The organism is Salinivibrio sp. ML290 (assembly GCF_001995695.1).
GTDB lineage: Bacteria > Pseudomonadota > Gammaproteobacteria > Enterobacterales > Vibrionaceae > Salinivibrio > Salinivibrio siamensis.
Genome location: NZ_MUEY01000007.1, coordinates 136,297 through 158,538, shown reverse-complemented (window position 1 = coordinate 158,538; position 22,242 = coordinate 136,297). Strand labels below are relative to the sequence as shown.

General features: G+C 48.0%; 18 protein-coding genes. 10 read left to right on the top strand and 8 right to left on the bottom strand.

What is annotated here, in order from left to right; translation table 11 throughout:
- Positions 1-17 precede the first annotated feature (17 nt).
- From BZG23_RS08290 to BZG23_RS08275, 4 genes are all read left to right on the top strand, one after another.
- Complete coding sequence (locus tag BZG23_RS08290; protein ID WP_077606632.1) at positions 18-974, top strand: hypothetical protein; 957 nt, start codon at positions 18-20, stop codon at positions 972-974.
- Position 975: 1 nt separating this feature from the next.
- Positions 976-1,932, top strand: a complete 957-nt coding sequence (locus BZG23_RS08285; RefSeq protein ID WP_077606631.1) for a hypothetical protein — start codon at positions 976-978, stop codon at positions 1,930-1,932.
- Between the two features lie 66 nt (positions 1,933-1,998).
- The gene (locus BZG23_RS08280; RefSeq protein WP_077606630.1) at positions 1,999-2,778 is read left to right on the top strand and encodes a hypothetical protein; all 780 of its coding nucleotides are present in this window, start codon (positions 1,999-2,001) and stop codon (positions 2,776-2,778) included.
- Between the two features lie 79 nt (positions 2,779-2,857).
- Positions 2,858-3,595 carry a hypothetical protein gene (locus tag BZG23_RS08275; RefSeq protein WP_131825373.1) on the top strand — a complete coding sequence of 246 codons (738 nt, stop codon included), beginning with the start codon at positions 2,858-2,860 and terminating at the stop codon, positions 3,593-3,595.
- A gap of 290 nt (positions 3,596-3,885) precedes the next feature.
- Here the strand turns inward: BZG23_RS08275 and BZG23_RS08270 are convergent, their stop codons facing one another.
- From BZG23_RS08270 to BZG23_RS08260, 3 genes are all read right to left on the bottom strand, one after another.
- Positions 3,886-6,561 (bottom strand): EAL domain-containing protein, encoded by a 2,676-nt coding sequence (locus BZG23_RS08270; RefSeq protein ID WP_077606628.1) that lies wholly within the window; start codon positions 6,559-6,561, stop codon positions 3,886-3,888.
- A 199-nt stretch (positions 6,562-6,760) separates the two neighbouring features.
- Entirely contained in the window at positions 6,761-7,324 is a 564-nt protein-coding gene (locus tag BZG23_RS08265) for a PhnA domain-containing protein (RefSeq protein ID WP_077579173.1), read from the bottom strand.
- Positions 7,325-7,509: 185 nt separating this feature from the next.
- Positions 7,510-8,901 carry an L-cystine transporter gene (locus BZG23_RS08260; protein ID WP_046075893.1) on the bottom strand — a complete coding sequence of 464 codons (1,392 nt, stop codon included), beginning with the start codon at positions 8,899-8,901 and terminating at the stop codon, positions 7,510-7,512.
- Positions 8,902-9,318: 417 nt separating this feature from the next.
- Here BZG23_RS08260 and BZG23_RS08255 point away from each other — a divergent pair, with 417 nt between their 5' ends.
- Positions 9,319-9,909 carry a TetR/AcrR family transcriptional regulator gene (locus BZG23_RS08255; RefSeq protein WP_046076083.1) on the top strand — a complete coding sequence of 197 codons (591 nt, stop codon included), beginning with the start codon at positions 9,319-9,321 and terminating at the stop codon, positions 9,907-9,909.
- Positions 9,910-10,006: 97 nt separating this feature from the next.
- Positions 10,007-10,912 carry an alpha/beta hydrolase gene (locus tag BZG23_RS08250; RefSeq protein ID WP_077606627.1) on the top strand — a complete coding sequence of 302 codons (906 nt, stop codon included), beginning with the start codon at positions 10,007-10,009 and terminating at the stop codon, positions 10,910-10,912.
- Between the two features lie 25 nt (positions 10,913-10,937).
- Here the strand turns inward: BZG23_RS08250 and BZG23_RS08245 are convergent, their stop codons facing one another.
- Both BZG23_RS08245 and BZG23_RS08240 read right to left on the bottom strand, forming a co-directional pair.
- Positions 10,938-12,290: a TldD/PmbA family protein gene (locus BZG23_RS08245; RefSeq protein WP_077606626.1), complete on the bottom strand. Its 1,353-nt coding sequence runs from the start codon at positions 12,288-12,290 to the stop codon at positions 10,938-10,940.
- The gene (locus BZG23_RS08240) at positions 12,287-13,675 is read right to left on the bottom strand and encodes a TldD/PmbA family protein (RefSeq protein ID WP_077606625.1); all 1,389 of its coding nucleotides are present in this window, start codon (positions 13,673-13,675) and stop codon (positions 12,287-12,289) included. Before BZG23_RS08240 ends, BZG23_RS08245 begins: the two co-directional genes overlap by 4 nt.
- 213 nt (positions 13,676-13,888) lie before the next feature.
- Here BZG23_RS08240 and BZG23_RS08235 point away from each other — a divergent pair, with 213 nt between their 5' ends.
- On the top strand, positions 13,889-14,863 hold the full coding sequence (locus BZG23_RS08235) for a CobW family GTP-binding protein (protein ID WP_077606735.1): 975 nt from the start codon (positions 13,889-13,891) through the stop codon (positions 14,861-14,863).
- 93 nt (positions 14,864-14,956) lie between these two features.
- On the opposite strand, the gene BZG23_RS08230 is transcribed toward BZG23_RS08235, so the two are convergent.
- Positions 14,957-16,105 carry an acyl-CoA desaturase gene (locus tag BZG23_RS08230; RefSeq protein ID WP_077606624.1) on the bottom strand — a complete coding sequence of 383 codons (1,149 nt, stop codon included), beginning with the start codon at positions 16,103-16,105 and terminating at the stop codon, positions 14,957-14,959.
- A 286-nt stretch (positions 16,106-16,391) separates the two neighbouring features.
- Here BZG23_RS08230 and BZG23_RS08225 point away from each other — a divergent pair, with 286 nt between their 5' ends.
- The 3 genes from BZG23_RS08225 to BZG23_RS08215 all read left to right on the top strand — a co-directional run bounded on the left by BZG23_RS08225 (position 16,392) and on the right by BZG23_RS08215 (position 19,555).
- Positions 16,392-17,957: a hypothetical protein gene (locus BZG23_RS08225; RefSeq protein ID WP_077606623.1), complete on the top strand. Its 1,566-nt coding sequence runs from the start codon at positions 16,392-16,394 to the stop codon at positions 17,955-17,957.
- Between the two features lie 124 nt (positions 17,958-18,081).
- Complete coding sequence (locus BZG23_RS08220) at positions 18,082-19,083, top strand: response regulator (protein WP_077606622.1); 1,002 nt, start codon at positions 18,082-18,084, stop codon at positions 19,081-19,083.
- 4 nt (positions 19,084-19,087) lie between these two features.
- Positions 19,088-19,555 carry a PAS domain-containing protein gene (locus BZG23_RS08215; protein WP_069362946.1) on the top strand — a complete coding sequence of 156 codons (468 nt, stop codon included), beginning with the start codon at positions 19,088-19,090 and terminating at the stop codon, positions 19,553-19,555.
- 28 nt (positions 19,556-19,583) lie between these two features.
- Here the strand turns inward: BZG23_RS08215 and BZG23_RS08210 are convergent, their stop codons facing one another.
- On the bottom strand, positions 19,584-21,134 hold the full coding sequence (locus BZG23_RS08210) for a sensor domain-containing diguanylate cyclase (protein WP_198532125.1): 1,551 nt from the start codon (positions 21,132-21,134) through the stop codon (positions 19,584-19,586).
- 144 nt (positions 21,135-21,278) lie between these two features.
- The gene (locus tag BZG23_RS08205; protein ID WP_077579166.1) at positions 21,279-22,103 is read right to left on the bottom strand and encodes a M48 family metallopeptidase; all 825 of its coding nucleotides are present in this window, start codon (positions 22,101-22,103) and stop codon (positions 21,279-21,281) included.
- Positions 22,104-22,242: the final 139 nt, after the last annotated feature.

Sequence of the window (22,242 nt, the reverse complement as noted above, 5' to 3'; positions counted from 1 at the left end):
TAATCAGGTAATAGTTAATGATGTACAATACTGAGCAACTGTCGCTACAATCCGCTAAACCACCGCACGGTTTTTTACAGCGGCTACTAACCAAAGGGCAAGTGTTTCCCTTTACCAAGGCAAATGACACTATTGCTTTATCTCTTGCTCGAGAAACATTACCATCTAAAATAAAAGAGACAGAAGGAAGTGAAAAGCCTTCATTCTGGACCGAAGAAAGCTTAGATAGTGAATCTTTATCAGGCTGGTCTCAACTATACTTTTTAATGGTGGGGCTGGCAAAAATACTATTAATTTTGTTCTTGCCATTATTTTATTTATTAATCGCATATGCTCTACTTTTTGGTCAAGGAGAATGGATAGAGAAATGGGAGGATTGGTCAATAATTGCCTATGGCCTAACCCTTTATTTTACTCTTCCTTGTTTGCTTATATGGGGACACTACAAGTTGGTATGTAAAGGCTATTATTTCCTAGCCCCTTTCTTAAAAAGCAAACCTGTATATAGCTTAAACCGTCAGACCGGGATGGTGACGCTGTATAAGCGTGGCAATAAAGTGCGCTTTACGCATCCTTTTATCGAGTTTGACTGTGTGTTGATGTCGGCACCGAGTCCGCAAGGTCACCTGAACTACAATTTGATGTTGGTTCATCGCTATCAGCCTTATTCTGTGGGTGTGCCTATTAGTAACTTAATTGGCACCAACGAGCGAGTGGTGGAGTACCAGCGTCTTTGGAATATGATCCAGCGTTACATGGATGTGAGTCAACCGATGCCAGATCTGTTGGTATTAGAAGAAGCTCGAGCCAAAGACCCTGTAACCGCTGCCCATGATCAACAGACTGGCCGCGACCCGCGTTACTGGCGAGATATGAGCGATGATACCTACAAGAAGACGCTAGCGGAAATAGCCGAACAACAAAAAACATCGCCCGCTACCGGTCCAAAAATCAATATCTTTGCAGATAGCTAATATGGTTTACAACACCGAGCAGCTATCGCTACAACCCACAAAACCACCGCACGGCTTTTTGCAGCGGCTACTAACCAAAGGGCAAGTATTCCCCTTTACCAAGGCAAATGACACCATTACTTTATCACTTGCTCGAGAAACATTACCATCTAAAATAAAAGAGACAGAAGGAAGTGAAAAGCCTTCATTCTGGACCGAAGAAAGCCTAGATAGTGAAYCTTTATCAGGCTGGTCTCAACTATATTTTTTTATGGTAGGATTGGCAAAAATATTACTAGTTTTATTTCTGCCTTTGGCTTATTCAGTGTTTCTCTATCCATTATTATTTGGTTACGCAAGCTGGGATAAAAGATTGGATGATTGGTCAATAATTGCCTATGGCCTAACCCTTTATTTTACTCTTCCTTGTTTGCTTATATGGGGACACTACAAGTTGGTATGTAAAGGCTATTATTTCCTAGCCCCTTTCTTAAAAAGCAAACCTGTTTACAGCTTAAACCGTCAGACCGGGATGGTGACCTTGTATAAGCGTGGCAATAAAGTGCGCTTTACGCATCCTTTTATTGAATTTGACTGTGTGTTGATGTCAGCACCGAGTCCGCAAGGCCATCTGAACTATAACTTAATGCTAGTTCATCGCTATCAGCCTTACTCTGTGGGCGTACCTATTAGTAACTTAATTGGCACCAACGAGCGAGTGGTGGAGTACCAGCGCTTGTGGAATATGATCCAGCGTTACATGGATGTGAGTCAACCGATGCCAGATATGTTGGTATTAGAAGAAGCTCGAGCCAAAGACCCTGTAACCGCTGCCCATGATCAACAAACTGGCCGCGACCCGCGTTACTGGCGAAGTATGAGCGATGAAACCTACAAGAAGACGCTAGCGGAAATAGTAGAACAACAAAAAACATCGCCCGCCACCGGTCCAAAAATCAATATCTTTGCAGATAGCTGATATGACTTTCATCACTGGTTTTCGTTATTGTACTCATAACTATCCCCATTAATAGGAGGCCTTTCTTTGTTGATTATATATACTATTCTTTTAATAGTTATGAGTGTGACGCTTTTTTCTTGGTTATATGATAATAGTGCCCGAAAAAAGGAGAGAGATGAATCTATTCTCAAATTTAGAGAACAGGTAGAAAAGTATAGCACTCTTTCTGATAATGATTTAATAAAAATGCGTAAAATATATAGGCGTAGGTTTAGTGAAAAATCAGTGTATCATTATCAGGGTAAATATAATTCTGTATGGTTGTCACCAGGTTTCCAAAATCGTTGGTTTGATCACTGTATTGATAATATACGAGTTGAATCTATATTCTGGCCGCCAAAAATTTATTCAGAACAAGAATCTCACATTAAGGTTAAAGGTCTTATTTATAAAGATGCTTTGTTTGCCACTCACATAAATGATATCGATCTGATTCATGAAAGGTTGAAAAGTGAACAATTGCCAAAAGAGTGGGTGATGAGGCCTGTTGATAAGGTCTATCTCGAGGCGTTTTTATTCTTACCTCTACCTATATCTATTTTTAGCCTCATTATGTCTACTGCTAACTTCCCTTTGGGGCTTTCTATTACATTGATATTTTTATTGATTGTGGTTGGATTAATAGCGTTTGCAATTATACGTATGCATCGATTAATGAAAATCGAGGGGGAGTGTAAACTTCCTCAGCGAAAAGAGGAGTTTGACTCTTATAAAGTTATTGACTCTATTCTTGTCAGAGATCCGCAAAAAAATTATCCCCTGGCGAGTCATATATATTACACTGCTCTAAAACAAATGGTATAGCACTCAGCACTGAGTGTGTAAACTACAATGAATATATTAATGATGATAGGCTCTCACTTTTTGGAACGCCGTCATTTAAGTGTTTTTGGGCACTGCTTTTTCTCATTTTTCATGCGGCTTTTTTTATAATGTAATATCTTCTCGCTCATACGATATATATAGTGGTGTTACTGAGTTTAAACAAGATATAAATATAGAAAAAGGAAACTTGGAAAGTATTGAATATACATCGGAAGGAGATTATATTCATATTCGAGGAGCACTCGCGATGCCGTTTAAATTTGGATTTATGCTCTGTATGAATGACTCTAGGATTAAGGATGACAACAATCTGTTGTCTGTCATTGGAAGTGTTCGTGATAAAAGCTCAGGTTATCTCTCAAAATCTGATTATATTGAGAATTTGAAGTCTGAAAATATAGAGCAATGCCAGGTTAAAATTAAAGTCAAGGAGCCAGTAAAAGATAATTCCCTGATGTCAGCAAAAGACATCTCTGATTGGATAATTTCTCTGCCTGATTCTAGAATAGGTCATCATGTAATCAATACATTAATAGGATATATCTATGGAATTGAGTTTTCCAAAGACTACCCCTTGTCAGGACTGATAATAAGTAATCAAAATGATCATGATGGCTCCTCTTTGATTATATTAGATAATACTCTTTCTCCGGTCACGGATGACAAGATCAAAAGCGTTAAATATAAGTTACTAATCCATGGTATATTGACGACTATTTACTTGATTTGTTTCGCTCTTTTTCTTTTAGGGATTGTTAGAGATAAACGCGTGAGCCTGAATCAATATAATAAGTGAAACGCTCATAGTTAAACTGGCGAGATGACGTCAACTGCTGATAGTGGTACGCTTCTCATCGCTAAACTCAAGCGTGATTATCATGAGTTACCAGTAGTTGGTCGAAGGACAACGATATAAGTCTGGAATACTAAAGTATCGTAGGTTTAACTGCGATATTATACATAATAATAGACGCTGAAAGGCATTGCCGTTGAAATGCAGTCGGCTTCATACATCAATATGATGGGCTTCATAAACGGTTATCATGGTTAGGAGCATTAATATAATGAATTTCAGCCAGCGGGTTATTAGTTTTTGCCCACGAACCTATCCAACGCTTGCTCCGCACTCATGGGTTTGAAGAAATAGAACCCTTGAATTTCATCGACACGCCACACATTAACAATGCGCAGTTGTGAGGCGGTTTCGACACCTTCTGCTACGGTAGTCATTCCTAACTCTTGTGCCATGTTGATGATGCTGCGTACCAGTGTTTTTGCTTTTTCATTTGTCTCGATTTCACTCATATAAGATTTGTCGAGTTTGACAATATCGAGCGGGAAATTGCACAAAGAGCTGAAGGACGAGTAGCCGGTACCAAAGTCATCGAGTGCAAGCTGGACGCCAAGCGCTTTAAGATCGTGCATCCGTTTTATTGTTTCCTGATCGGCACCAAGCAAAATACTTTCAGTGACCTCTAATACCAGCTGTCCAGGCGTCAATTGATATTGCTGAATAAGCCGTTTGAGGTTGGTGACGAGGGATTTTGCGCCGAAGTGTGGGCTTGATAAATTGATGTGAATAGTCAGGCGATGTTGTGACTGTTTGCTCCAGTGTTGTTGAATTTGTTGTAAAAAGGCACAGGCTTTTTCTAGCACCAGCTCGTCGAGCTCAATAATGAGTTTGTGTTTTTCCGCTAATGGTATAAAGATACCAGGTGAGATCATGCCCAAAGCCGGATGGTGCCAGCGAGCCAATGCTTCAAAGCCGATCACTTGATTGGATGTCGCATTGACAATGGGTTGAAAGAAAGCGGTAAACTCATGATTTTTGAGCGCCGCAACGAGGTTCCGGTTGATCACCAAGGTCTCTTGAGCTGCTTGAGCCAGAGCATCGTCTACGATAATGACATGTTGCTTGGGCCCATGCTGTTGTTCTATCGCATAAAAGCCACAGTGCACCAGTGCTTCGAAGTGCTCAAATTGAAGATGGGAATCAACGAACGCGGCTTTTAAACCAATATCAAACTCGGTATCGGTAATGGTCGAATGGTTAGTACTGTCTCTTAGCACATCGTTGGCTTCATTAATGAGTTTGTTATCGTCGTTGCTATGGCTAAAGATCACAAACTCATTTTCACTCAAACGCCCCACAGTAACGCCGTGAAAACGATGGCTCAGGCTGTCAGCAATGTGTTTCACGGCACCGTCATAAGCTGCATGGCCGTATATTTCATAGATTTCACGCAGCCGAGTGGCAATAAAGTAGATGGTGGATACTGGGTTAGGCCCTGATAAGGCCTCGTTTAATGCTTTAATGGTTGCGGGCCGATTGAGCAGCCCTGATAAGGTGTCATGTTGAGACAAGGTTTCAATCAAGGCGGCTTGTCGCTTCTGTTGACTCATGTCTTTTACGGCAAGCATTACGGCGCCGTTTTCTTGTCGTTCGAGGCGGATCACCTCTATGGCGCAATTTAAAGGTTGCCCAGAGGCACTTTGTAACGTGGTTTCAAAATGCGTTGTCTCACGCTCGGGGTGTTGCTCAAATTGCATTAGCTGTTTAAGTGCAGAGTCATCATTGATCACCAGTGTGGCAAAAGAGCGATGCAGTAAGGTATTACGCTGATGACCGAGCAATTGTAAAAGCGCCTGGTTGACATCAACAATCTTTTCTCCTTCTAAAACAATCATCCCCAAATGTTGGCTGTGATATAACGCATCGAATTTTGATAATGCTTCTTTTAATTGCTGCTCTGTTTGTGACGAAGACTGAGCTAGAGCTTCAATTTGCTGGGTAATGCGTTTGAATGTGTCTTTTGACTTGGATGGGGACGCAGTGTCTCCCAGTAGATCACTTACATCACGCTCGAAAGAGATAAACGGCTTAGTCACTTTTCGTCGATACAGGAGATACACCGAGCCGCCAATGAGCGCGCTGATGATAACCAACGCGAGAATCAAGTAATAAAACACTTGCTTACCTTGCTGGTAATAGCGGCGCGGCTCTTTTGTTTTTAAAATAGCGATAAGGTCGCCATTGAGATCGTGGAGCGGACTCAGGCGTGAAATGTAGGTATTATCCCGTGCGATGGAAGGAAGCTCGGTGTTTGCGTAAATTGACGTTGTTGTAACGAGGGTGTTTTTACCCGCCAAAATATTCTCATAGGCAGATGGAAAACGTCCCGTCAGTGCTTGGCCCCATATCATCCACCCAGCAGCTTCAGCCTGTCCTGAGCTGTCTCTGATTGGGCTGACACTGATCACCCATATTCTTCCGCGCAGTTCAAGTAAGCCAGCTAAGGATTGTCGTTGAGTACTCCATCTTTGGGTGATGTGGTTGTGCACCGGCGCTGATTGATATATGTCGGAGATAAAAGCGTGCTCGTCCTTTTCATTCAATACTTTAGCTTCGATCACGTTCCCGTTTAAATCAGCAAACCCCATCAGGTTGAGTCCCAAAGACTCTAAGCTGGCGTCCTCTAGGTTTCTTGCTGCAAAGTCGGGATTGCGTCCGTTAACCAATTCGTAGGTATCGTCCCAATGCGCCCAATCGATAGCATATTCTGCTTGATTATTAATGAGCCGCTCGATAATGGCTTGAGCTTGATTATTGGATCGGGCAATCTCAATACCTTCTAAATGGCTGATACCGAAAAGAAAAAAATACCGTGTCACCATGAGGCTACTAATAAAAATGGCCAACAAGCCCAAAATAAAAATGAGTGCGGCTTTGCTATGCAGTGTGACAAACGGCTTACGAGTCATGCAAAAATCCAATTAAAAGAGGCAGGTGGCGAATGCCATGGTTTGAAAATAGGCGAAGGGCTGCCAATGTTCAATCTATTTGGTTTGATGGTGAGGAAGGCGTAACGTTTTACAGTGTAAACTGTGCGGAAGCGTGATTAACGCGGCGCCGCCAGGACGCCGCTTGTGGGCTAAGATGACCCATCAATTGCTTTGAGGCTCATTTACGGCGGCAGAATTCTGCAATCACAAACAGGGTTTGGCCGTTTACTTTTCCTTGCACATGAGTAGGATCATCGGTCAAGTTAATGCCGCGTATCACCGTGCCTTGTTTGATCACTTGGCTTGAGCCTTTAACGGGCAAATCTTTAATCACGGTCACGTCGTCGCCTTTTTGCAGTGTCACGCCGTTAGCGTCCAATACTTTGACTTCTTCGATATCTTGACCGGTTTCTGCCCACTTACGGACATCGTCTTCCATATATATCATATCAAGATTATCTTGCGCCCAACTTTCGCTAGAAAGGCGAGAGAGCTGGCGATAGGCAACTACCTGTACCGCAGGCTCTTGGCTCCACATACTATCGTTCAGGCAGCGCCAGTGGTTCACATCCATATTGTCTGGGTGTTGAAGTTGGTCGTGACACGTGCTGCAAACCAATACGCAACTGTTCGCTGTGGTGTCGGGCGAGTACGGGACTTCATACACAGATAAGTTGTCTGGGCTGGTGCAGAGTTCACATTGGCCGCCACTGCGCGCCTGAAGCGTTTGTTCAATACTCATTGATTATCTCACGGTTGGCAGGGGATCCCTGCAGTTACAGTGCTGCAGAGTGTAATCGCTGAAATAATTTCTTACAAGTTGTAAGGGATTAGGTCATCGCATGACGTTGCTTTATGTAGGCTCAGTACGAACACAAAAATGCCACGCATGGGCGTGGCATGGGTAACGTTTATTGTTTTCAATAATTAGGCATTTGCCGTGTCTTGCTTCACCACTTCATGGTGATCGAAGATGGTCTTATCTTGGCCACCGGTCAATCGAGAGGTGAGGGTACCGGCCGTCATTGAGCCGCTCACGTTCACAGCGGTACGACCCATATCGATTAATGGTTCGATAGAAATCAACAGACCCGCTAGCGCGACTGGCATATCTAGTGCCGAGAGTACAATCAGTGCCGCAAAGGTCGCGCCGCCGCCCACACCGGCAATACCGAATGAACTGACAGTGACAATCGCAACCAAGGTGGCGATAAAGCCCGGATCGAGTGGATTAATGCCAATGGTAGGCGCAATCATGACCGCCAGCATAGCTGGATACAAGCCGGCACAGCCATTTTGACCCATGGTGGCACCGAATGACGCTGAGAAATTGGCGCTGGCCGGATCGTTACCCAAGTTCTTCATTTGCGAATCGATATTGAGTGGAATCGTGGCCGCGCTTGAGCGAGACGTAAAGGCAAACGTCAGCACAGGGAGCACTTTTTTGAGATATTGAATTGGGCTCATACCGACAAGGCCAATCAATACCAAGTGCATGACTAGGATGGCACCTAAGCCTACATAAGAGGCGGCAACAAAGTTGGCAAGTTCAAGAATTTCACTTACGTTTGAGCCAGCTACCACTTTGCTCATCAAAGCTAAAATACCGTAGGGAGTGAGGCCGATGATCATTCGAACCAACGTACGCACTAATTCTTGAGCCACATCCATAAAGCGCTCAAAACGCTCGCCAAGCTCAGGTTGAGTGCGCGACAATGTGACACCAGCGATACCCACGAGCGCAGAGAAAATCACCACAGCGATAGTCGAGGTTGGACGGCTACCGGCTAAATCTGCAAATGGGTTTTGTGGGAAGAAAGAGATAATCATATCAGCTAGTGATAAGTCTTCGACCGAGCCCAAGCGCTGCTCCAAGGCGGCACCACGCGCCATCTCTCGCGCACCTTGTACGATATCTTGCGCAGACAACCCAAAAAGGTTGCTGACGAGTACACCAATGAGCGCAGACGCGGCGGTGGTGGCCAGCAAAATACCGATATTCAAGCTGGAAATTTTGCCCAGTGAGCCTGAGTCTTTCACTTTCAAAATCGCGCCAATAATCGACACCGTAATTAACGGCATGATGATCATCTTGAGTAGGCTGACGTAGCCTGAGCCGACGATATTGATATAGTTGATGGTTTCGCGCGTGATCGCGCCGTCAGCACCGTATAACGCTTGCAGCGCCGCACCGAAGGCAACCCCCAAGCCGAGGCCTGTAAACACACGTGTGGATAAGGATTTTTGTTGCTTGTGCAATTTGACAAGCACCGCCAGCAACAGCGCAAAAGCGATCAGATTTAAAAGGATAACTGTCATAGTCGGCGTTCCAATCTAGAGAATTATAATGACGTGAAGCTCTAACCCCGTTCAATGTATTCGAGGATTAGCGATTGCTTGGCATCATATGCCGGAAGGTGCATGCAATGAAGACCTGTGTCACATTCTTACTAGATAAAAAAAGCACTTATTAAAACCAAAAAGAATATGGCGCAAAATTTCAGCAATATTTGCTGAGTCAGTGTGCAATAGCATGAAAGGTCTACCAATGTTGGAGGCGATGACACGGTCGGAGCGAATCTCAATTGGATAAAAACGAACGTTCGTACTATAAATGAAGGCATCGTTGGGTTAAAGTGAACCGACTGCGCCACTGTTAGCAATAGATAGTGGCGTATCAACTCGGCTGCTTTGAGGGAGAGTGTCATGGCCGTTTCCGCAGACTCAACATACTCGCTGTCTAAGCGCGAGCAAACGAGATTGCGTATTCTCGAAGCCGCGTTTGAAGCTGCCAGTGTATATGGGTTGGAGAGTTTAACGATAGGTAGTTTGGCGCGCGACGTGCAAATGTCAAAAAGTGGTCTCTTTGCGCATTTTAATTCGCGAGAAAACTTGCAGATCGCCGTGGTCCATTTTGCGGGCGATTGCTTTGTCGAGCGGGTGATCACCCCGAGCCGTGAAGCGGACCACGCGAGTATTGAGGCCAAATTGCAACACTTACTGCGTAATTGGATGGGTTGGCATCAGCACTTTCAGGGTCAGTGCTTGTTTTTAGATGCGTGGCATGAGCAGCGCGCGAGCAATGATCCCATCCATCAGGCGTTGCAACGTGTTACTCGCCAGTGGCTTGATTACCTGGCCGCGCAATTTGAAAAGGGCAAACAAGCCGGAGAGTTTCGTGCCGACCTCGATACGTGGCAAGCTGTTTATCAGTTATATGGGCACTATTTGAGTAGCCAGTTATTTCTGCGTTTGTCACTTGAATCGCCGGAAGGAACACGCTTTTGGCATGGTGTTGAGCAATTGCTCGCGCAAAGCCGCCGCTAATTACCCAATAAGATGAAGAGAGTGTCGCATTGAAAACAACGAGGTTGTTTTTCAGCGTAAAAACGAACACTCGTTCGATTTTAAGGATTCAATGACTATGAGTAAAAAAGTGTATTTTTCAACGCCGGGTCGCTTTAGCGCCAAACGCACGCTCGTGGGGGCGGTGAGCCGTTGTCATCACCGCTTGGCACCTCGACATGCTAGAAAAGTGGCGCGTAAGCTGTTTCTCACCCCAACGCGCAGTCCAATGGTGAACGCAGAGCCTGAAGGTTTAGTGCGCTCTCAAGTGCAAAGCCAAGCAGGGGTCTTGCAAATGTATAGTTTGGGGGCGGGGCCAACTTGGCTGCTGACGCATGGCTGGTCTGGATCCGCCAGCCAGTTTTTCCCTCTGATGGCGCACATTGCCTCATTGGGCTTTCGTGCGGTGGCATTCGATCATCCCGCACATGGACAGAGTGAGGGGAATGAGAGCCATATTCCCGGTTTTGTACAGGCAATCAATGATGTATTAGATCAAGTCGATAATGTCTCTGGGGTGATTGCGCACAGTATGGGCGCTGCCGCGGTGTTGGAAAGCGAACACCCCCAGGTGGATGATTTACCGCTCTTTTTGGTCGCCCCCGTGTTGAATTATCGCGAGAATTTATACGCCACGGTCCGTAAATCGGGGTATTCACTGAAGTTATTTGATGAAATTGTCCAAGAAGTAGGCGATCAGCACGGGTATCCGATCGAGACTATTGAGCCGCTCGAGAAATTGTCGCGTCGCCGTCATCCGGTGGTGATTGCTCACGACAAAAACGACCGGTTTGCCTCCTTCGCCGTCACCGAGCGAGCAACCAGCTACCCGCATGTGACTGTGCTAGCCACCGAAGGGTTGGGGCACGGGCGTATTCTGACCAGTGACGTCGCCTTGCAGGCATTTACCGACTTGGCGGCAAAGATGAATCCTGCGGTACACAGTGTGGAAGCACAAACCGAGAATAAAAAGGCATCAGCCTAAACCGATGCCTTTAGAAGATGCGCCGTTATTCACCCGCGATGGATAAGCGGGCGAAGCGGATGCGTGGCGCAAAGAAGGCGCCATCATAGTTGGGTAACACGGTATTGCCGATGGCATCTATCTCATTGAGCATGGTATAGAAATTGCCGGCGACTGTGATCCCGCGAACCGGACGAACCCGTTTCCCATTTCGGCAGACAAACCCACTTGCACCGAAAGAGAAGTCGCCACTGATGGCATTAGCGCCTGAATGCACACCTTGCAGTGACACTAACTCAAGATATTCACCGGCATGCACGTCTGCATCACTGTGTTTACCTGCGGCAATCACATCATGACGAGAAGTGACATCCAAACCGCCTTTGGGGCTGCGGCCGGCGTTAGCCGTATGGGGAACACCAAAATGCTGCGCCGTGGCGCTGTTGTGTAAAAAGCCGACTAAGACGCCGTTTTCAATCAAAGGCGTGTCGGCGGTGGCAAAGCCTTCGCTATCAAAGGCTTTAATACGCATCCCGCCATCAAGTCTTGCCACATCGGTGATGGTGAGCGCCGTATCTGCAACGGGCTTGCCGACTTTTTCATGCCACGGATTAGTCCCGCGCTTGGCCGCATCGCCGGAGAAGCAGCTGCCAAAGGCGCCCAGCAATTCGCTGAGACAATCATGCTCAAAAATCACCGGATACGAACCGGTTTTCACTGGGCCACCCTCGAGCAAGGCGTCAGCGGTTTGGTAGGCCAGTTGAGTTGCATGGGCGCGATCAAGATCAGCAAAGCGGCGTGACACTGAGGCGCCGAGATGCATCGCTTGCTTACCGTCGTGATTGAGCAGTGCTGCGGTGTAGCAACTAAAGCTACGCTCACTGTGATAGCAGCGTGTGCCTAGAGTATTAGCAAGCAACTGATATTGGGTTTGCTCACTGTACCCATTGTAGGGCGCCCCCGTTGCGCGGGGTTGGCTGACCACATCTTGCTCAAGGGCCAGCGCCAACGCGATCTTGTCTTCAATCGGGGTGTTATCTGCTTGTAGCAAGCTGGGATCTTGCTGATCAATTTGCTGCCCTTCAGCGCGAATTTGCTGATCCGGGTCGGCTTTGGTAAAGCTTGCGTTGGTGAGTGCGGCGTTCACCATGCTGGCAAGACTGTCGCTATCTAGCGATTCTGAATAGCTGGTGGCGACTTGATCCCCTTTGATCACCCGCACGCCGATCACTTGACCAGCGGTGACTTTGTGCTCAGAGAGATCGCCTTGGTCGGCTTTGAGTGACAAGCTTTCGCTGGCGTTGGCAATCACGTCTGCTTGCGCACCTTGTTGTTGAACCAAGCTGAGGACCTGATCGACGGCATCGCTTAGGGTTGCTTTAATGGTTGGCTCACTCATGCGTTACCGCCTCCTACTAGGATGTTATCGACTTTCAATGCAGGTTGGCCCACGGTGGTGGGGACAGCGCCGCTCACCGAACCGCACATGCCGGCGGCGAGGGCAAGATCTTTGCCGACCATGCTGATTTCTTTAAGCACCTTAGGTCCCGTACTGATTAAGGTGGCAGATTTGAGTGGCACAGTGATCTTGCCGTCTTCGACCAAGTAAGCTTCTTGAACCGCGAAGTTAAACTCGCCGGTGCCGGGCTGGACTGAGCCGCCCCCCATCTTCTTGGCGTAGATGCCACGCTCCATGGAGCCAATCATGGCGTCTAAGCTGTCGTTGCCGGGCTCAATAAAGGTGTTTCGCATCCGCGAGGTCGGTGCGAATTTATAAGACTCACGTCGGCCAGAGCCGGTGCGCGCATAACCGGTTTTCAGGCTGCCCATGTGATCGACCATAAAGGAGGTGAGCTTACCGTCTTTGATCAACTGGGTATGCTGGGTTTCCATGCCTTCATCATCGATATTGATTGAGCCCCATGCATTCGCCAAGGTGCCATCGTCCACCGCGCTCACCACAGGGCTGGCAATCATTTCGCCCATTTGGTCATGGAAGACGGAAGCTTGCTTAGCAACCGAGGTGGTTTCTAACAAGTGGCCACAGGCTTCGTGGAAAATCACCCCACCAAAGCCGTTGCCAATCACCACCGGCATTTCGCCCGATGGGCAGGCTTGGGCACCGAGTTTAACCAGCGCTTGTCGTGCGACACGCTCGCCAAGCTCAACCGGATCGATATCCTGATGGAACTCCCAGCCTGTGAGTGCACCGGGAGCATCAAAGCCTGTTGACTGTTCTTCACCGTTAGTTGCGACCGCTGTAGCGGCAATACGCGTGTAGTGGCGGGTATCTGTGACATGCAGGCCGTGAGAGTTAAAAATCTCGACCTGTTGCTCACGTTGGCCGACACGACCAATAATTTGCGCGATTTTATCGCTCTCGGCACGAATACGCGCATCCACTTGGCGTAAGAACGCCACCTTATCGGCCACATGTTGATCGGTCGATAACGGCTCAGACACCGGATGTTTGTCATTTAAATGGGACAAATTAAGTGGACCAGCGGTGGCGATTTGATCGCGCTTATCACGCGCACACAGCAAGCTGGTGACTTTTTTCAATTGTTCTTCATCGCGGCTGTTGGTGTAGCCATAAAGCACTTTATGACCGAAAAACAACCGGATACCAATACCAAAATCAATCCCTGAGCTGACTTTATCCACCTCACCAGACAACAGCTCCACGTTGCCTGAGTGATGGCGTTCGACAAAGAGTTCGGCGAAATCCGCTCCTAAAAACAGGGCATGGTCAATCACCGACTTTGCCGTTGATGGATTCAGCATACTTCCTCCTAAAGAAGTGTGTTAGCGAACCTTTTATTTTACCAAGCTTTTATGCGTAATGATCACCACTTGCAGTGAGTGCATGATATTTCATCATTTTTTGTGCTACTCACTGAGCTGCATATGGCTGGTTCAATGTGCTTTACCAAAAGGCGACGAGTGTGGCGCAATCCGTTACACTACGCTGATGCAGATAACAAGCAGGATAAAGCAATGAGTCAGTTCGCAGCCAACATTATCACTGGGTTTCTTGGCGTGGGGAAAACCACGGCGATTCGTCATTTACTCGCGAATAAACCCGAGCATGAGCGTTGGGCTATCTTGGTGAACGAGTTTGGTGAGGTCGGTGTCGATGGCGCAATCCTCTCTGAACAAGGTGCGCTGGTAAAGGAAGTGCCGGGAGGATGCATGTGTTGTGTGGCCGGCCTACCCATGACGGTGGGGCTAAATACCTTGCTTGCTGAGAAGCCGGATCGGATTTTGATTGAACCGACGGGACTCGGTCATCCCAAAGACATTATCGGTAAGCTGACTCAACCGCCTTTCGATACTTCTTTGTCGCTGGGCGCGACCATTACCTTGGTCGATCCGCGTTGTATTGACGATGTGCGCTATCGTGAAAATCAAAATTTTCATGATCAAATCGCGCTTGCGGATGTGGTGGTGGCAAACAAACTTGACCAGTGTAGCGAGGCGCAAATCGCCAACTTTTATGATTATGTCGCCGCGTTTGATGGCGAGAAAAGCTTGGTAACCGGCGTTGAACAAGGGGCGCTCGAGACCGCGTGGCTTGCGTTACCGCGTCATGCCCGTCGAGCGCACTATCATCACCATCACAACGATGCTGAGCCGATGACCACGTTAGCACTGGGTCCGGACGATACCTATACCCGCAAAGAAAACCAAGGGCAGGGTTATGTCAGCTGCGGCTGGTTGTTCGCCGCGCACTGTTGCTTTCCCTTTGATGCTTTATATGGGCTATTAAGCAACATCAACGCCCAAAGGATTAAAGCGGTGGTCAATACAGACGAGGGTTTTTACGCGTTTAATGTCGCCAATCAGGTAGTTACTGTGACGCCTATGTCGATTGAACAGGCCGAGTCGCGCATCGAAGTGATCGATACCGACGCCTTGCCTTGGGATGAGCTAGAGTCGATCCTGCTTTCTTTTCTTACCCCGCCTAACTAACTGGCACACACAGATCTTGCCAGCGGCGCGTTCTTATCCGATAAAAAACCGGCCCAAGTGGCCGGTTTGTCGTGTGTCGCTTGCTCGTCGCGGCTAGCTGGCGTATTTGGCGGTGAGCACCTGCCAGCTACGTTTTTGTTGCTGAAAACGCACTTTTAAATCTTTGTATTGCTGGGTTAGCTCGGCGTTTTCGACTTTTTCGCGCAGCTTGTCACGCTCAAGCGCTAACAGCTGTTTTTTCAGCGTATAGTAGTCCGCCATTTTGGCGACCAAGGCATCATACTCTTGTTGTAGGATTTGCAGACGATGCGATGCGTGTGGCTTGTCACTAAGCTGCTGTGTGACACGCTGCAATTGCATGGTCGCACGCGCTTTTTCAATCTTCTCTTCGGGGGTCACGCGTAGCTTTTCCGCCAGGCCCAACCAAGATGCGGTTTTGATCAGCCATTTAGTGGGATCAAACTGCCACCAGCGAATGCCGTTGCGGTAGTCGTTCTCAAAAATATGGTGAAAATTGTGGTAGCCCTCGCCAAAGGTCATCAAGGCAAGCACGCCATTATCCCGCGCGGTATTTTTATCGGTATAAGGCTGGCTGCCCCACACATGCGCCAGTGAGTTAATGAAAAAGGTGGTGTGGTGGCTGAGCACCAATCGAGTAAAGCCGACCAGTAAAATCGCGCCCCAAAGATCGCCATGGAGCAAACCAAACGCGATAGGGAAGCCAAAGTTGGTGGCCAGTGTCAGTGCAAGGTAGTGCTTGTGTTGCCACATCACGATCTTATCTTTTTGCAGATCGCGGCAGTTGCTGTAATCGCCGTAGCGGTTGGGGTGGTATTCGCGCAGCATCCAACCAAGGTGTGAGAACCAAAAGCCGCGTTTGGCCGAGTACGGGTCAACATCGTTGTCATCGACATGGCGGTGGTGAATGCGGTGATCTGATGACCAATGAAGCGCGCTGTTTTGTAGCGCAAATGCCCCACCAATAGCGAAGATAAAGCGCAAAGCTGGATGGGCTTGATAGGTTTTGTGGGCCCACAACCGGTGATAGCCGGCGGTGATCGACAGGCCACAAAAGCTGAATGCGACAATCAGCGCGGTGATCTGCATCCAATCAAAACCGTGGTGCCATGCCCATAGTGGTGTTCCTATCACCGCAATCAAAAAAGTCAGGGTAAACACGCTAATGTTTAACCAGATTAAGCGTGGTTTCTGAGGGGGAGAGGTTGAAGCCTTGGTATCCATAACTCGTTATCTTTATTTAAGCGTACACTTGTACGCTAGAATAGGTGCGTGCTACCGCTTGGTCAAGTCCTCACTGCGGCCTTTGTGCGCAAAAATGTTTCAGGGTTTGTCTCGGCTTGCTAAGTTGATGGAAGCACTATACTTTTTAACATCACCCACAGAGGTCATGTCTTTAATGGGCGAATGCTTCTGAGCGGTATAGTTTTACGCCACGTTGCCGATAGCATTGATAGATGCCTCGACATTCACTGATATCAGCGAGTTATTAACACAAGGTTAGGAAACTATGATGTCCTATCCGGCCATTCCGCATTTTGTGAAAGCGATGGGCCACCGCGTGGTGAGCTACATCCTGAATGTCACAGAAGCGGAAGGTCGCTTAATTTTGATGCAAAAACTCGGTTTGAGCCGGATTCAGCGCGACACACTCAATCAATATATTGAGCTGTGTCGCCAGCTACGTGTGTCTGCGGTGGACCAGGGAGAGAGTGAGCAATCCTTCTTCTATCGGCTGCCGCACGTGATGCAAAATGGCCGCCACGTCTTTAATGTCTGGCGAGCGCAGCAGGGCGGTGAGTTGGCGACGCGCGTTAACAGTTCAGACCCTTTAACCAGTGCTTTTTGCCAACTGGCGGGCGAACTCTATCCGTTATTTCTTATTAAAGCCGGACAACGGCCGCACCTTTTCTATCGGGGGGCCGGTTATCTCACCGCAGCCATTGAGCAATTCCCGGTCAGTAAACAAGTACAAAAACGCATGGCAGCCGATCCGGCGCTATCTCGGTTATTTACCACCACGGGAAAAGAGCCGCAGCAAACCTGTGGTGATTATAAGGACGCCAGTGGTCACCGCGGCGTGGTCAGCTTGGCCAGTTTACCCGTGTCGATTCTGGTTAATAGCTACGACCTGATGCGTATTCGTGGGGTTGTCAGCCCTGATACGTTCGTAGAAACGGTGCAAGAAATGTTGGAGATGGCACGTAGCTTAGCTGATGGTGAAGTCGCTCATATTCCGATGTTTGTGGGCTTTCGCAATGCGGCGCTCACGAACTTGGCCGAGCTGGATACCAAATGGGGCAGTGTGCGTCGCTATACCCCAGGGATTGCGGAATATGTCCTACAAGCGGCGAGTTTAATGGCTAAACGTCGCGATAACGGGTTCATGCTCGAGTCGGGGTATGCGTTTGCGATTAACTTTGGTGATTTTTTAGAGGACGATGATTGGCCAGAAGAGGTATTGGACGCCACGACTGAACAACAAACCACTGAGCTGAATATTGTTTTGTGTATGGCGCTTTGTTACCTCGGTGAACACAAAGCCTTTGTGGCGCCAGAGTGGGTTTGGCGTATCGATCCATTCTCGCTTGATAACCGGCGACAAGACTTTGGTTCAGTGGCAGAAACGGACGATCCTGTTGCTATCAGTGAGACAGACTTAGTCGATATTGAGCGTTGGAGTATGCTCGTGGATGACACCGACTCGAGGGGGATTCGCTTGGCAATGTCTCGTCTATATACCGCAGCGAAAAAGCCAGACACACAAGATGCATTGGTGGATGTGATTATTGCGCTGAGAAATATTTTTGCCGCGAGTGAAGATATTATCCCGATAAAAAAGGCCTTGAGCCATATTCTTGAGCGAGAGACAGACGTCACTCTGATCGATAGGCTTGCCGAGGATTGGCAAGCGTTACTGACCGGTGAATTTGACGCTTCGCCTGAGATCATCAGCGAAAAAGTGTACGAATGCGTTCAGCTTTGTTTAACATGTTTGCATTATTTCTACTTGCATGCGCCCAGCCTGATCAGTCGCTCTGATCGCCTTGCTCAATTATGCCAACGACAAGAGTAGCCCCCTGATATAAAAAGAATCATCGCATTTTGACTGGTTTGCCCTCATTCCTCGCGATATTGGTTTATGCTTACAGTGTTTACCCAGCCATACTCTCAGTAAAGATGTAGGAAAGGAGAGGCTTTTGACCACACAAATTCTGATCACTGACGATTCTGCGCTCGCGCGTAAGCAATTAGCGCGAACCTTACCCAACGATTTGGATGCCGACGTGCACTTTGCCGAAAATGGCAATGTTGCCTTGGATGTGTTGAGTAGTCAGCCGATCGACATCATGTTCCTTGATTTGACTATGCCGGAACTTGATGGGTATCAGACACTTGAAGCGATGCAAGAAGCCGGAATGACGGTGCCTGTCGTCGTGGTCTCAGGCGACATTCAGCCGCTTGCCCAGCAGCAAGTGCTGGAGCGGGGGGCCAAAGACTTTGTTAAAAAGCCCATCAGTCGTGAGCGCGTCGATGCATTGATCAAGGCGTATTTACCGACTGCTTCTGCGTCAGAGACCGAGCGTTCACACGCGCCCAAAGAAAAACTCAGTCGCCGAGATATTTACATGGAAGTGGTGAACATTGCGATGGGGCAGGCAGCAGATAAACTTGCCCGACATTGCGGGGTGTTTGTCCACATGCCACTGCCACAGGTCAATGTGTTTGAAGTGACCGAGTTGACGATGACTATCCGGCACTTGGCCCAATCAAATACCATGAACGGTGTGTGTCAGGGTTTCAGTGGGGAGGGGATCGCTGGCGAAGCGCTGATGCTGATTAGTGATTCCAGTATTACCGAGATGGTGAAATTGTTGGACTATCCCGAGGATGGGTCGGTCGACAACGAGCTCGAATTGCTGGTCGATATTAGCAATATTCTGATTAGTGCCTTTTTAAAGGGCTTAGGCGATCAAGGCGCGTTAGAGTTTTCGCAAAGCTATCCGGCGCTCTTGGGTCAGCACGCTGAAGTGGATCAGTTGATAGCGGCGATGAAAGGGTCATGGAAACGCACAGTGACCATTGAAGTCAGTTATCAAATTGATGGGACAGATATAAAATGCGATTTGTTACTATTGCTACTGGATGAGTCTTTGCAGCTGCTCGATGCGAAGTTGGCCTACCTAATGGATGAGGAGTAATGCGATGAGCACAGAAGATTTTGACCAATTCCATTGGATGCTCGACATGGTACAGCACATCGACATGGGATTGATTGTGTTAGACAGAGACTTCCATATCCAAATGTGGAATGGCTTTATGGTTCACCATAGCGGTAAACACGCTAAAGATGTGCAAAACCGCTCGTTATTCGAGGTGTTTCCGGAGATCAATGAGCCTTGGTTTCGTGCCAAGTCGCAACCCGTGTTCGATCTCCGTTGTCGCAGTTTTATTGTCTGGCAGCAACGCCCGTATTTGTTCCGTTGTCGTCATGTTCGCCCGATCACCGGTCAGCTCCCCTTTATGTATCAAAACGTCACCATGCATCCAATGGCGAATACGCGGGGTGAGGTCAATCACATGTTTATCTCCATCCAGGATGTGACTAATGAGGCGTTGGCGAGCCAAACGCCGCGTGCCACAGCACCATCACAACAAGCCGCGCAAAAATAAGCATCTCAAAATAGCCAACCGTGAGTGTCTAGAGTGATTGTTTCCCGCGGTTGTTACTCGTGGTTGCATGATTATCAGGGTCACAGACGGCATAAGTGCCGCCTTTTAGCGATTTCTTCGCATAATACATGGCGGCATCTGAGCAATTGAGCAACTGTTCGACCGACTCTCCATGATCTGGATAGCAAGCGATACCGATGCTGGCGGAAAGGTGTGCGTGTTGCTGGTCATCTATTGCAAATGGCTGATTGAGACTGGAGATAATTTTCTCGGCGACGCGTGCTGCGTCTTCTGAGTGGCTGGTATATTCTAAAATCACCGCGAATTCGTCGCCGCCCAGGCGAGCGAGGGTATCTGAGTTACGGATGCTTTGGCCCATCCGCTTAGTCGTTTCCACTAACACACTGTCTCCGGCGTCATGGCCATAGGTATCGTTTATTTTCTTAAAGCCATCGAGATCGATAAACAGTAGGGCAAAATGTGCGCCTTGCTGACGTGCTTGCGCCAGCACAATATCCGCACGCTGCTTAAAGGCGACGCGGTTAAGCGCGCCTGTCAGGGTGTCGGTATGCGCCATATGCTCAAACTGCAGGTAAAGACGCTTGGTTTCGTTGATATCTTGGTGCGTGCCCGCCATGCGAATTGGGTTATGGTCGCGATCCCACTCCATGACTTTACCCTTGGCCAAGATCCAAACCCAAAACCCATCTTTATGCAGCATGCGAAACTCACATTCATAAAAAGGGTTAGAGTCGCTAAAGGCGGCATCAATTTCTTTAGACGCGCGCGCGAAATCTTCGCTATGACAAAGCTTTTTCCAGGTTTCAAATGAGGCAGGTATCAGCTCGTGTTTTTGATATCCCAAAATTTCTGCCCAGCGCTCATTAATAACCAGCTCTCCGCTAGGGATATGCCACTCCCAAGTGCCGACATGGGTACCGCGGATTATTTCATCTAAGCGTTTACGCTCCAGTTGCAGCTCATATTCGGTGCGTCGTGACTTAGCGAGAATAAACCACATTGTCGCGAGCCCTGCACCGAGCACAATGATAATCAAGGATGTAATAATCAGTTGGTGATTTTTTTGCGTGGCGATTTGCTCGGTCTGTTGTGCCACCATTTGCTCGAGTCGGTTTTGATAGTGCCACAGTGATGCCTGAGTGGCCCGATAATCACTGATATCGGTGATAATTGAAAAAAGGGTTGGTTCATCGCGGTAGATAATGGGTATCGAGGATACCCTTACGGTTTTGGTCGTGCCGTCCGATAATATATGGCTGAAAACGAAATAGTTTCGGTTTTCTAATTCCGCCAGCTTACGTTCTTCAGCGACGGCATCAGGGGGCAGGGCATTAATGCTGGCGATATTCATTTGGGTCAGCGTCTGCTGTGAATAGCCGTAAAAGTCGCTAGCTGCTGGGTTGGCGGCTTTGATTTCACCAGTATCTGGGTCAAGGAGAAGCATGACCAGTGCATGTTTCTCAAACAGCTGATCGAAAAGATCGTTTGTCTCTTGCGTCGTTGCGAACGCAAACGGCACCTGCAGTATAAAAAAAAATAAGATGAAAAACGGCTTCATCACGCGTGTCGTCACTCGTCCCCAATGAAAACTTAAGCGTAACATATAGGTTAATTTTTTGTGTGACGGGGACGGGCTGTTCTCACGCGACGACGCTTTGTCCGTGTTTGTATGCAGGCTTTGTGATGATGCTCACTATGTTAGTTAAATGTTTTTACTCTGTTTCTTTGATGGTGGTCGAGGGCACGACGATGTCAAGCGATGGGGCACGTTAGGCAGTTGATTGACACCTGTTTGTAACGCATTAATACGCGTGTCGGGTGATGGATGGGTTGAAAGCAACTCCGGCGGCGCGCCTTTGGATGCTTTTGCCATATTTTGCCACAGGGTAACGCTGGCGCTCGGGTCAAACCCTGCTTGATGCATTAACTGCAGACCAATCTTATCCGATTCTGATTCTTGAGCGCGGTTATAAGGAAGCAATATCCCCACTTGGACGCCAAGCCCAAGCCCTGCGAGGGCAAGATCGCCATAGGGGTTATCAGAAAGAGTGATGCCGGTAATGGTCAACCCCAAGGCAGTGAGTTGCGAGCGCGATAAGCGCTCGTTACTGTGATCGGCAAGGACGTGCCCAATTTCGTGGCCGATCACTGCAGCCAATTGATCGGGCGTTTTTGCAACGTCGAGCAGTCCGGTGTAAACGCCGATCTTTCCGCCGGGAAGTGCAAAGGCGTTGACTTGATCACTGTCGAATACCACCACTTCCCATTCCGAGAAGTTGGATTGCGGTGGTACCACTTTTAAGATGGCGGCGGTGACGCATTGCACGTAGGCGTTGATGGCTTTGTCGTCACTGATAGGTTGCGACTTTTTCATCTCCTCAAACGAACGCTGTCCCAGATTCGCCATGTCATCACCGGAAAAAAGCAATAACTGGTTTCGTCCCGTTGGCGAGTGAGAGCAAGATGAAAGCATAACCATCAGGCATAGAGATAGCATGACGGTTTTAGCAGTGCGTAGCATGGTCATTTCCTGTATCGTTTTGCGCCACAGTCGCAGTGAATATAAGCAAAGATATCAGAGTGCTAATGTACTGGCTTCTTGGCTTAACGTCTACTGGTGCGCGCAGGCAGCGTTAGGCGCGGCTTGATAGTCCGCGTTTCGCGCA